This is a genomic window from Microbispora sp. ZYX-F-249 (assembly GCF_039649665.1).
Classification (GTDB): domain Bacteria; phylum Actinomycetota; class Actinomycetes; order Streptosporangiales; family Streptosporangiaceae; genus Microbispora; species Microbispora maris.
This window is the reverse complement of record NZ_JBDJAW010000018.1, coordinates 25,252-37,616: the sequence shown is the minus strand read 5'-3', so window position 1 is coordinate 37,616 and position 12,365 is coordinate 25,252. Positions and strand designations below refer to the sequence as shown.

Sequence of the window (12,365 nt, the reverse complement as noted above, 5' to 3'; positions counted from 1 at the left end):
GCCGCGGCCCGCCGGGGCATCCGGCGCGTTACTCAGGCGCGTACTCAGATCGAGTGTGTGTACCCGGGAAAGGCTCAGGGCGAGACGGTGGCGGCCCGGGCGGCGTCGACCAGCCCGTGGCCGAAGAACCCGTTCTTGTCCGTGGGCCCCTCGCAGACCGCGGTCTCGCCGGTGCCGTAGCGGTAGGCCCGCGGCGTGGGGCAGCCCTTCGGGATCGCCGTCGCGTACAGCAGGCGCTCCACCTGCGCGGGGTCCATCTGGAGCCCGCCCTTGCCCGGCTTGCCGAACCGGCCGATGATCAACGCCGCCACGCCGGTGACGTGCGGCGCCGCCATGGACGTGCCCTCCATGTACTGGTAGTAGGCGCATCTGCCGCCCTGGCAGTCGCGGACGACCGAGGCCGTCTTCGGCTTGCCGTTCGCGAACAGGAGGCCCTTTGCGCGCAGGACGTGCTCGGGGGCGGCGGCCAGGATCTCCCGGGTCGCGCCCTTGAGATCGGTGCCGCCGTCGAACATGTCGCCGCCCGGCGCGGCGATGTCGGTCTGCTCGACGCCGTAGTCGGAGTATCCCGCCTTGCGCCCGCTGGGGCCGACCGACGACACGGAGATGACGCCGTCGAGCTCTGCGGGGACGTTGAGGCAGGTGTTGTCGATGGGCCGCTTCTTCTCCGCCCCGCGCGGGAAGTCCGGGCTGGTGGTGTCCGTCTTCGGCTTGCCGAGGTCGCCGCCGGCGTTGCCGATGGCCGTGACCAGCGTGACGCCGTGCGCGCGGGCGTACTTGACCGCCCGGCGCATCCCCTCCAGGATCGCCCGCTGCTCCAGCCGCTCCCTGGGCGTGTCGCTGGGGTTGTTCGCGCAGTTGAACGTCCAGGGGTCGACGTAGAAGCTCATGTTGACCACGTCGACGCCGACGTCGGCGGCGTACTCCAGGGCGTCCATGGTGGGCTTGAGGAAGAAGAAGCCCGAGTCGGTGCCGGCGCGGAGGTTGACCAGCGAGACGTCGGGGGCGACCCCGCTGACGCCGAGGCCGTTGATCGGCGAGCCGATCGTGCTCGCGACGTGGGTGCCGTGGCCGTCGTCGTCGACGTCCGCCGGGTCCTTGCAGCCCTTGTGCTCGCAGGGCCCGTCGAGCTTCTTGCCGTTCTCGTCGGTGGGCTGGTCGATCACGAAGTTGCGGCTCAGCGCCCGGTCGAAGTTCGGCGCGATGTCGGGGTGCTTGCCGTCGATCCCGGTGTCGATGACGCCCACGAGCACCTTGTGGCTGCCCCGGGCCTTGGCGTACGAGCCATTGGGCGTGGCGCCGATCATCTTCATGTCCCACTGGCGGTCCGACAGGGGGTCGCCGCCGGGCGCCTTCCCGATGTCCGCCACGCCCGTCCCGGCGGCCCGCGCGCCGGCCGAGGCGGGCACGTCCGCGGCCTTGCCGACGGGACGGTCGAGCGTGACGCCGACCACGGAGGGGTCGGCGCCGATCTTCACCGGGTCTGACGCGCGCACGACGAGGTAGCCGAGCTTGTCGTCCCGCCCCCGCACCGTGCCTCCGGCCGCCTCGACCGCCCGCTGCGCGGCGGCCCGGCCGCCGTCGGTGTAGAAGACCAGGTAGTCCTGCGAAGGCTCGGACGCGGTCGCGGTCCCCTGCAGGCCCGCGGCCCCCAGCCCGCCGAGCAGCGTGATGGACATGATGGCCCCGGCGAGCCGCCCCCGTGCGTACAACGATCCTCCTCGGTTGCGGGCCCCCGGTGCCGGGGCCCCTCGATCCGGGCTGAAGCATCCTCCCGGCAGCCGCGCACGCTCGCAAGCCGACTACCGAACAGGGATATGCCCGTTTTATCCCCTCAAAGCCGGACGGCCGTGGTCCGATCCCCTGGGACCACGGCCGCCGGATACATCTCTCAGACGAGAGGCCGCGCCGTCGGCGGAATGGGAACGGGCAGGACGGTCCGCCCGCTCAGGTAGCGGTCGACCGCCGCCGCCGCCGACCGGCCCTCGGCGATCGCCCACACGATCAGCGACTGGCCCCGGCCCATGTCGCCGGCCGCGAACACGCCCTCGACCGACGTCTCGTACGACGCGTTCCTGGCCACGTTGCCCCGGGCGTCGAAGAACGACTCCGGGTCGCCGGACAGCGCCGCGAGGTCGTTCAGCAGCGCGCCCTTCTCCGGGCCGAGGAAGCCCATCGCGAGCGTGACCAGCTCGGCCGGGATCTCCCGCTCGGTGCCGGGGATCGGCTTGAACCCCGCCGCCGGGCCCTCGACCTCGACCAGGCGCAGCGCCCGCACGTTGCCCTCGTCGTCGCCGGCGAACTCCGTGGTGGACACGGCGTACACGCGGTCGCCCGCGCCGGCCTCGAGCTCCTCGTGCGCGCTCTCCATCTTGAACAGCAGCGGGTACGTCGGCCACGGCTGGCTGCCCGGACGGGCCGCCGGCGGCCGCGGCATGATCTCCAGCTGGGTGACAGAAAGGGCCCCCTGCCGGATCGCCGTGCCGATGCAGTCGGCGCCGGTGTCACCGCCGCCGATCACGACGACGTGCTTGCCCTTCGCCGAGATCGGCGACTCGGGGAAGTCGCCCTCCTGCGCCTTGTTGGCCGGCGGGAGGTACTCCATCGCTTGGTAGACGCCCTTGAGCTCGCGGCCGGGCACCGGCAGGTCGCGCCACGCCGTGGCGCCGCCCGCCAGCACGACCGCGTCGAACTCCTCGCGGAGCCGCTCCACCGTGACGTCCACGCCGACGTCGACGCCGGTGCGGAACTCGGTGCCCTCGGCCTCCATCTGGGCGATGCGGCGGTCGACGTGCCGCTTCTCCATCTTGAACTCGGGAATGCCGTAGCGGAGCAGCCCGCCGATCCGGTCGGCCCGCTCGAACACGACCACGTCGTGCCCCGCGCGGGTGAGCTGCTGCGCGGCGGCGAGGCCGGCCGGGCCCGATCCGACGACCGCGACCTTACGGCCCGTCTTCACGGCGGGCGGCTGCGGCGTGACCCAGCCCTCGGCGAAGGCGCGGTCGACGATCTCGACCTCGACCCGCTTGATCGCCACGGGGTCGGAGTTGATGCCGAGCACGCACGCCGACTCGCACGGCGCCGGGCACAGACGGCCGGTGAACTCCGGGAAGTTGTTGGTCGCGTGCAGCCGCTCGATGGCCTCACGCCAGTCGTCGCGGTAGACGAGGTCGTTCCACTCGGGGATGAGGTTCCCGAGCGGGCAGCCGTTGTGGCAGAACGGGATGCCGCAGTCCATGCAGCGGGCCGCCTGCTTGGTGAGCGCGGGCTTGGGGAAGTCCTCGTAGACCTCGCGCCAGTCGCGGATGCGCACGTCGACCGGGCGGCGCGCCGGCAGCTCGCGCCCGTGTGTCAGGAACCCCTTCGGGTCAGCCATCGGTGTACCCCCCTTATCCGTGTGCGGCGGCCATGACCGCCTCGTCGATGTCGCGGCCCTCGGCCTCGGCGGCGGCCCGCGCCAGCAGGACCCGCTTGTAGTCCGACGGCATGACCTTGGAGAAGCGGCCGAGCGCGGCGTCCCAGTCGGCGAGCAGCGCCTTGGCCACCGTGGACCCGGTCTCCGCGAAGTGCCTGTCGACGATCTCCCGCAGGAACTCGGCGTCCTCGTCGTCAGGCGCCTCCAGTTCGACCATCTCGCGGTTGACCCGCTCGGGCCGCAGGTCGAGCACGTACGCGACGCCGCCCGACATGCCGGCGGCGAAGTTGCGGCCGGTCGGCCCGAGGACGACGGCCCGGCCGCCGGTCATGTACTCGCAGCCGTGGTCGCCCACGCCCTCGACGACGGCGGTCGCGCCGGAGTTGCGGACGCAGAACCGCTCGCCCACGACGCCGCGGACGAAGACCTCGCCGGACGTCGCGCCGTACAGTCCGACGTTGCCGGAGATGACCTGCGTCTCGGCCTCGAACGGCGCGTCGGGGTGCGGGCGGACGACGATCCGGCCGCCCGACAGGCCCTTGCCGAGGTAGTCGTTGGCGTCGCCGGTCAGCCGCAGCGTGACGCCGCGCGGCACGAACGCGCCGAACGAGTTGCCCGCCGAGCCGGTGAACGACACGTCGATCGTGTTGTCCGGCAGGCCGGCGCCGCCGTACCGCTTGGTCACCTCGTGGCCGAGCATGGTGCCGACCGTGCGGTTGACGTTGCGGATGGGCAGCTCCAGCGTCACCGGCTCGCCGAGCTTCAGCGCGCCCTCGGCGAGCTGGATCAGGGTGTTGTCCAGCGCCCTGTCGAGCCCGTGGTCCTGCTCGACGACCTTGCGGCGCGGGGTGCCCTCCGGCAGCTCCGGCTGGTGCAGGATCGGCGACAGGTCGAGGCCGGAGGCCTTCCAGTGCTCGACGGCCTGGGTGGTCTCGAGCAGGTCGGCCCGCCCGATGACCTCGTCCAGCGAGCGGTAGCCGAGCTCGGCGAGGTACTCGCGCACCTCCTGGGCGATGAACTCGAAGAAGTTCACCACGAACTCGGGCTTGCCGGTGAACCGCTTGCGCAGCTCGGGGTTCTGCGTGGCCACGCCCACCGGGCAGGTGTCGAGGTGGCAGACCCGCATCATGACGCAGCCGGACACGACCAGCGGAGCGGTGGCGAAGCCGTACTCCTCGGCGCCGAGCAGCGCCGCGATGATCACGTCGCGGCCGGTCTTGAGCTGGCCGTCGGCCTGCACGACGATGCGGTCGCGCAGCCCGTTGAGCAGCAGCGTCTGCTGGGTCTCGGCCAGGCCGAGCTCCCAGGGGGCGCCCGCGTGCTTGATCGATGTCAGCGGGGAGGCGCCGGTGCCGCCGTCGTGGCCGGAGATCAGCACGACGTCGGCGTGGGCCTTGCTGACGCCCGCCGCCACGGTCCCGACCCCGACCTCGGCGACCAGCTTCACGTGGACGCGGGCGCGCGGGTTGGAGTTCTTCAGGTCGTGGATGAGCTGGGCCAGGTCCTCGATCGAGTAGATGTCGTGGTGCGGCGGCGGCGAGATGAGGCCGACGCCGGGCGTGGAGTGCCGGGTCTTGGCGATCCACGGGTACACCTTGTGGCCGGGCAGCTGGCCGCCCTCGCCGGGCTTGGCGCCCTGCGCCATCTTGATCTGCAGGTCGTCGGCGTTGACGAGGTACTCGCTGGTCACGCCGAAGCGGCCGGAGGCCACCTGCTTGATCGCGCTGCGCCGCTCGGGGTCGTACAGCCGCTCGGGGTCCTCGCCGCCCTCGCCGGTGTTCGACTTGGCGCCGAGCCGGTTCATCGCGATGGCCAGCGTCTCGTGCGCCTCCATCGAGATCGAGCCGTACGACATGGCGCCGGTGGAGAACCGCTTGACGATCGACTCGACCGGCTCGACCTCGTCGATCGGCACGGGCGCGCCGGCGGGACGCAGCCTGAACAGGCCGCGCAGCGTCATGAGCTTCTCGGACTGCCCGTCCACGAGGGACGTGTACTCCTTGAAGATCTCATACCGCCGGGTGCGGGTGGAGTGCTGCAGCTTGAAGACCGTGGTCGGGTTGAACAGGTGCGGCTCGCCCTCGCGGCGCCACTGGTACTCGCCGCCGACCTCCAGCCGCCGGTGCGGGTTCTCCGCGCGGGGGTAGGCCCGTGCGTGCCGCTCCAGCGCCTCCGTGGCGAGCACGTCGAAGCCGACGCCGCCGAGGCGGGAGGTGGTGCCGGCGAAGCACTGGTCGATGACCTCGGCGCCGAGGCCGAGGGCCTCGAAGATCTGCGCGCCGGTGTAGGAGGCGACCGTGGACACGCCCATCTTGGACATGACCTTGAGCACGCCCTTGCCGTACGCCTTGATCAGGTTGCGCACGGCCTTGCGCGGGTCCAGGTCGAGCCGGCCCGTGGCGATCATGTCCTCGACCGTCTCCAGGGCGAGGTAGGGGTTGATCGCGCTCGCGCCGTACCCGATGAGCAGGGCCATGTGGTGGCACTCGCGGGCCTCGCCGGTCTCGATCACGAGGCCGACCCGGGTGCGGGACTTCTCCCGGATGAGGTGGTGGTGCACCGCGCCGGTGAGCAGCAGCGACGGGATCGGCGCCCGCTCGCGGGAGGACCCGCGGTCGGACAGCACGATGATCCGCGCGCCGTCCTCGATGGCCCGGGAGACCTCCCGGCGGATCTCCTCCAGCCGCCGCACCAGCGCCTCGCCGCCGCCGGCCGCGTCGAACAGGCCGGACACGACGTACGGCTGGAAGCCGGGCAGCGCGCCCTCGTCGTTGATGTGGACGATCTTGGCGAGCTCGTCGTTGTCGATCACCGGGTAGGGCAGCACGAGCCGGCGGCAGGAGGCCGGGCCGGGGTCGAGCAGGTTGCCCTCGGGGCCGATCGTCGACTGCAGCGAGGTGACGAGCTCCTCGCGGATGGCGTCCAGCGGCGGGTTGGTGACCTGCGCGAACAGCTGGCTGAAGTAGTCGAACAGCAGCCGCGGCTTCTCGCTCAGCACCGCCACGGGACTGTCGGTGCCCATCGAGCCGATCGGCTCGGCGCCGTTCTTGGCCATCGGCGTGAGGATGACCCGCAGCTCCTCCTCGGTGTAGCCGAAGGTCTGCTGCCGCTTGACCAGCGCCTCGTGCGTCGGGTGCTCGTGCTCGCGCTCGGGCAGCTCCTCGAAGCGGACCAGGCCCGCGTGCAGCCACTCGCCGTACGGCTCGGCGGCGGCGAGCTCGGCCTTGATCTCGTCGTCCTCGACGATCCGGCCGCGCGCGGTGTCCACCAGGAACATGCGGCCCGGCTGCAGGCGGCCCTTGCGGACGACCTTCTCCTGCGGGATGTCGGACAGCACGCCCGCCTCGGAGGCGAGCACGACCAGGCCGTCGTCGGTCACCCAGAACCGGCCCGGGCGCAGGCCGTTGCGGTCGAGGACCGCGCCGACCAGCGTGCCGTCGGAGAAGGTGATCGAGGCGGGGCCGTCCCACGCCTCCATGAGCGTGGAGTGGAACTCGTAGAAGGCCCGGCGGGCCGGGTCCATCTCGGTGTGGTTCTCCCACGCCTCCGGGATCATCATCAGCACGGCGTGCGGCAGCGACCGGCCGCCGAGGTGCAGCAGCTCCAGCGTCTCGTCGAACGAGGCGGTGTCGGAGCCGTCGGGGTCGCAGATCGGGAACAGCCGCCGCAGGTCGCCCGGGATCAGGCCGGTGGCGAGCATCGCCTCGCGGGCGCGCATCCAGTTGCGGTTGCCGCGCACGGTGTTGATCTCGCCGTTGTGCGCGACGTACCGGTACGGGTGGGCCAGCGGCCAGGAGGGGAAGGTGTTGGTCGAGAAGCGCGAGTGCACCAGCGCGATGGCGCTGACGTAGCGCTCGTCGGACAGGTCGGCGAAGAACGGCTCGACCTGCAGCGAGGTCAGCATGCCCTTGTAGACGATCGTCCGCGAGGACAGCGAGGCGAAGTAGACGTCCGCCTCGTGCTCGGCCCGCTTGCGGAAGGCGAACACGATCCGGTCGAGGTCGACGCCGGTCTCGCCGCCGGGCGAGGTCACGAACAGCTGGGCGAAGTGGGGCATGACCGCGCGTGCGGTGGCGCCGGGCAGGTCGCGGTCCACCGGCAGGTCGCGCCAGCCGAGGACGGTGACGCCCTCCTCGGCGGCGATCTGCTCGATGAGGCCGACCGCGGAGGCCCTCGCCTGCTCGTCCAGCGGCAGGAACGCGGTGCCCGCGGCGTACGCGCCCTCGGGCGGCAGCGGGAAGTTCACGGCCGCGCGGAAGAACGCGTCGGGGATCTGCGTGAGGATGCCCGCACCGTCGCCGGTGTCCGGCTCGCTGCCGCTGGCACCCCGGTGGTCGAGGTTGCGGAGCGCGGTCAGTGCCTTGGCGACGATGTCGTAGCTGCGGCGGCCCGCGACATCGGCCACCATGGCTACGCCACAGGCGTCATGCTCGAATCCGGGGTCGTAGAGTCCCTGGGGCTCGGGGAGACCTCCGGGAAGGCCAAGGCGGGCAGCAGGCATGTAGTCACTCCCGTCGTCAACGTCTGCGTGGAACAGAGGGACGACGCTGGCCCTGCTGCGGGTTGAGTGCTTTAGAGATTACAACACGCTGCCGGAATAGTGCCCCCCAGGTCCGCTTCGCGAACCTTCACAGGTCAGCGCCGTGGATATGGTTTGCGCATGAGTGGTCATGAGGCGATCGACGAACTGCTCGCGGAGGCCGGCGTGGACGGCCTGCGCCTGCGCGGAGCGCTGGCGCTCCTGTCCGGCGGCCGCTGGTGGACCCTGTCCGACCTGGTCAGGGAGACCGCGACGTCGCGGCGGACGATCGAGTCGCTGCTGCGGGCGCTCCCCCTCGAGCACAGCGGCGACCGCGTCCGTATTCCCATCGATCAGGTTAACCGCTACAACGTCGCAATTGATACGGATATTTCCGGTCTTGGGAATCCGGTCTCCGAGATGGTCGCGGCGCACGCCGAGACGCTCGGCCGCCTGGAGACCCTGATCGCCGAGGCCCCCCGGGGACGGCACGCGCTCGACCACGTCTCCGCGACCGCGGACACCGTGCTGCGCCGCGCCCTGCTGCTGGGGCGGCGGTTCTGGCTGCCCGGCGCCCGCCTGCTGTGCGTCGGCGACCACGACCTGACCTCGCTGGCCGTGCGGATGGTCCACCCCGAGGTCGAGGTCGCCGTGGCCGACATCGACGACCGCATCCTGGAGTACATCGACGCCCAGGACCTGGGGGTGCGCACCCGCTGGGCGGACCTGCGCCTCGGCCTGCCGCCGTCGCTGCGCGGCTGGGCCGACCTCGCGATCACCGACCCGCCGTACACGCCGGAGGGGATCGGGCTGTTCGCGGCCCGCGCCGCCGAGGGCCTGCGCGACCGCGACCGGGGACGCATCCTGGTGGCCTACGGCGCCTCCGAGCGCACGCCGATGCTCGCGCTCAAAGTGCAGAAAGCCCTCATCGACCTCAATCTGCTGCAAGAGGCGATATTTCCGCACTTCAACCGGTATCACGGCGCGGAGGCGATCGGCAGCGCGGCGGACCTGTACGTGCTGCGCCCCACCACGAAGACGTGGCCGGCGATCGCCTCCCGGCTCGACCGCCTCGCCACGGCCATCTACACACAGGGCCCCCAGTCCGTCGAGTCCGCCCCGGCGGCGCCGCCGGACGAGGCGGCCGTGACGGCGTTCGGGCCGGACCTGCTCGCCGGCGACTGGCCGCGCGGCCTGCTGCCGCAGGTGCCGCGCACCCGGCTCGCCACCCTGCTGGCCAAGCCGTACGCCGCCGACCCCGGGCGCGTGGCGATCGCCGTGCCGGCCGGGCTGGAGGCGGCGCTGCCCCGCCTGCTGCTCGCGACCCGCGCCCGGCACGTGCGCGTGCTCACGGCCGGTCCGATCACGGACCCGGCCGCGCTGGCCGCGCTGCTGGCCCCCGTCTACGCGCTGACCGTCGCGCCCCGGGAAACGGGCCACGTGCTCGACGCCGTACGGCTCGCGCGGCCGGACGGCGGCCCGGACCGCGCGATACGCACGATCATGGACAACGCGCACGGGAAGGTCGCCAACACCTGGCGGGAGACGCTCACCGAGACGGCCGGGCTCACCAAGCGCCAGGCCAGGGCGGCCGTCGAGGAGGCCGCGCCGTGGGCGCTCGACGCCACCCCGCTCGAACTCCCCCTCCACCGGTTCGCCCAGATGGCGGCGCTGATCACCGCGACGCGGCTACCGGGCGGCGGGGAGGGAGGCTGACGGCTGCACCGGCGTGGTAGCGCCGGGCGCGGACACCGCCGCAGAGGCGCCGGGGTCGGTGGGAGGGGCCTCCGAGGGCTGGGCGGTGTCGGCCGGGCCCGGCGGCTGCGCGGGGTCCGGCGGCACCCCGGCGACCTTGACCACGCGGCGGAAGACCGCCTTCTCGGCCTCCCGCACGGCCAGGCCGAGCATGATGAAGTCGTCCCTCTCCCCCGGTTCCGCGCCGTCGGTCCTGCCGACCCAGGCCACCCCGAGGTAGTGCCCCAGGACGTAGGCGTTCGCCTCGCTGTAGGCGCCGAACTTCGCGCGGGGCGATTCCAGCGGCTGCACCCAGGCGCCCCGGTAGAGCGACGTGAGCGACTTCGCCAGCGAGTCGGCCGCCGTGACGTCCGCGAGGTTGAACAACGTGTACTGCGCGACGTACGCGCCGTCGGCCGTGGCGTACAGGCCGCGGACGGCCTGGGTGCAACCGGCCCCGGCCAGCGCGTCGGCGAGGTCGGCTCCCCACACCGCGCCGGCGCAGGCCTGGTCCAGGCGGCTGGCGAGCCTGCGCAGCGTGACCTTCCCGGCCGTGAGCGTCCGCGCGCCGAACACCTCCTGGGCGGTCAGCGGCGCGGAGTCGGCCTTCCGATCCTGGACCGGAGCCAGTTCCTTCAGCGTCGGCCAGGCCTGGAAGGACGCGGGCAGTCCCTCCCCGACCACGCCGCCCGCCGCCTGCGCCGGCTGCGGCGGCGCCCCGCCGATCGCGTTGACCGTCAGCGTCAGCACCAGGGCGATCGCCAGCACTCCCGCGCCGACGACCGACCACACGAACACCCGCTGCTGCCGGTCGTCCAGCCCCAGCTCGGTGAGGGCGGCCCCGGTCCTGCCCGGGGCCGGCGCGGACGACCGGCGCTTGCGCTTGGTCATAGACCGCCGGTTCCAATCAGCGAGCCCAGGCCCCAGGTCAGCGCCGCGGCCACGGCGCCCACCACGAGCTGGCGCAGGCCGCTGAACCACCAGCTGCGGGCCGTCACCCGGGAGACCACGGCGCCGGCGGCGAACAGCGCCACCATCGACACCACGGCGGAGATCCACAGCCCCCGCACGCCCAGCAGGTACGGCAGGAGCGGGACGATCGCGCCCAGGCTGAACGACAGGAACGACGACACGGCGGCGAGCACGGGCGAGGGCAGGTCGTCGGGGTCCACGCCCAGCTCGGCCCGCGTGTGGACGGCCAGGGCCTCCTCCGGGTCGCGGGAGATCTGCCGGGCGACCTCCCTGGCGGTCTCCGGATCCACGCCCCGCTGTTCGTACATCCGGGCGAGCTCGGCCTCCTCGGCCTCCGGGTGCCGCTCCAGCTCCCGGCGCTCGACGTCGATCTCTGCCTGCGCGAGCTCGCGCTGGCTGGCGACCGACACGTACTCGCCGCCCGCCATGGAGAACGCTCCGGCGGCCAGGCCGGCGATGCCCGCGAGCGCGATGATCCTGGTCTCGGCGGTGCCGCCGGCGACACCCGCGATCAACGCGAAGTTGGAGACCAGCCCGTCCATCGCGCCGAAGACCGCCGGGCGTAACCAGCCGCCGTTGACGTCCCGGTGCTCGTGGTGGATCTCGGCCCGCGCCCCCGTCGTGGCCTTCGTCATCGCCGGTCGGCCTCCCCCTCCGCCGGGCCGGCGTCGCCCGCGGCGTTCGCGCCCGCGGCCGCCGTCTCCTGGGGATCGCCCGGCGTCTCGTCTGGTTCCTCCGCACGCAGCAGTTCCGGCTCGTCGGCCTGGTCCCGCCCGTGAGCGGGGTCGGCGTGGGCGGGGTCGCCGTCGCCGATCTGCGCGCCCAGCGGCTCCTCGCCCGCCCGGTTGCGGGCCAGCCACAGGTACGCCAGCGCGCACAGGAAGATGACGATCGAGGTCCACTGGTTCAGCCGCAGGCCGAGGATCTGGTGGGCGGGGTCCACCCGCAGCCCCTCGATCCAGAACCGGCCGAGCGTGTAGCCCGCCACGTACAGCGCGAACACCCGGCCGTGCCGCAGTGCGAACCGGCGGGCGGCCAGGACCAGCACGACGGCGAGCGCGAGGTCCCACAACGACTCGTACAGGAACGCCGGGTGGTAGGTGGTCGCGCCGGGGACGGTGCCCGGACGGCCCGGCTCGATCTCCAGGCCCCACGGCAGGTCGGTGGGGCCGCCGAACAGCTCCTGGTTGAAGTAGTTGCCCCAGCGGCCGATGGCCTGGGCCACGGCCACACCGGGGGCGAGGGTGTCGGCGACGGCGGTGAAGGAGATGCCGCGCCGCCGGCAGGCGATGTAGACACCGAGCGCGCCGAGGGCGATCGCGCCCCAGATGCCGAGGCCGCCCTCCCAGATGAACAGGGCGTCGATCGGCCGCTTGGGCGCGTCCGAGCCGAAGTAGATCTGCCAGTCGGTGATGACGTGGTAGAGACGTCCGCCGACGAGGCCGAACGGCACGGCCCAGACCGCGAGGTCGGTGATCGTCCCGGGGGCGCCGCCACGGGCGCGCCAGCGGCGTTCGCCGATCCAGACGGCGACGATGACACCGAGCACGATGCACAGCGCGTACGCGCGGATCGGGATCGGTCCGAGATTCCAGACCCCCTGTGACGGGCTGGGAATCGAGGCGAGGAGGGGCATGTAACGTGACGTTACCGCAAGAGAGGGCGGCCCCGGAGCGAGGCGCGGGCAACGTCCGCCCGACCTGCGCCGACCACCCGTCGCACCCC

Annotated in this window: 7 protein-coding genes; 1 reads left to right on the top strand and 6 read right to left on the bottom strand. The window is 72.6% G+C overall.

Annotated elements, in window-relative coordinates:
- Positions 1-74 precede the first annotated feature (74 nt).
- The 3 genes from AAH991_RS21810 to gltB all read right to left on the bottom strand — a co-directional run bounded on the left by AAH991_RS21810 (position 75) and on the right by gltB (position 7,916).
- Positions 75-1,712: a S8 family peptidase gene (locus AAH991_RS21810; RefSeq protein ID WP_346227723.1), complete on the bottom strand. Its 1,638-nt coding sequence runs from the start codon at positions 1,710-1,712 to the stop codon at positions 75-77.
- Positions 1,713-1,891: 179 nt separating this feature from the next.
- Positions 1,892-3,376 carry a glutamate synthase subunit beta gene (locus AAH991_RS21805; protein ID WP_346227722.1) on the bottom strand — a complete coding sequence of 495 codons (1,485 nt, stop codon included), beginning with the start codon at positions 3,374-3,376 and terminating at the stop codon, positions 1,892-1,894.
- Between the two features lie 13 nt (positions 3,377-3,389).
- On the bottom strand, positions 3,390-7,916 hold the full coding sequence (gltB, locus tag AAH991_RS21800) for a glutamate synthase large subunit (RefSeq protein ID WP_346227721.1): 4,527 nt from the start codon (positions 7,914-7,916) through the stop codon (positions 3,390-3,392).
- Positions 7,917-8,075: 159 nt separating this feature from the next.
- On the opposite strand from gltB, the gene AAH991_RS21795 reads away from it, so the two are divergent.
- Positions 8,076-9,650: a bis-aminopropyl spermidine synthase family protein gene (locus AAH991_RS21795; RefSeq protein ID WP_346227720.1), complete on the top strand. Its 1,575-nt coding sequence runs from the start codon at positions 8,076-8,078 to the stop codon at positions 9,648-9,650.
- On the opposite strand, the gene AAH991_RS21790 is transcribed toward AAH991_RS21795, so the two are convergent.
- Genes AAH991_RS21790 through lgt form a run of 3 tightly spaced genes read right to left on the bottom strand, consistent with a single transcriptional unit; the run spans position 9,624 to position 12,276 of the window.
- Positions 9,624-10,559, bottom strand: a complete 936-nt coding sequence (locus AAH991_RS21790; RefSeq protein WP_346227719.1) for a hypothetical protein — start codon at positions 10,557-10,559, stop codon at positions 9,624-9,626. The two genes, AAH991_RS21795 and AAH991_RS21790, sit on opposite strands and share 27 nt — an antisense overlap.
- Positions 10,556-11,275, bottom strand: coding sequence for a VIT1/CCC1 transporter family protein (locus AAH991_RS21785; protein WP_346227718.1), 720 nt, complete (start codon positions 11,273-11,275; stop codon positions 10,556-10,558). The genes AAH991_RS21790 and AAH991_RS21785 overlap by 4 nt, the downstream gene beginning before the upstream one ends.
- Positions 11,272-12,276 (bottom strand): prolipoprotein diacylglyceryl transferase, encoded by a 1,005-nt coding sequence (gene lgt / locus AAH991_RS21780; protein ID WP_346227717.1) that lies wholly within the window; start codon positions 12,274-12,276, stop codon positions 11,272-11,274. The genes AAH991_RS21785 and lgt overlap by 4 nt, the downstream gene beginning before the upstream one ends.
- Positions 12,277-12,365: the final 89 nt, after the last annotated feature.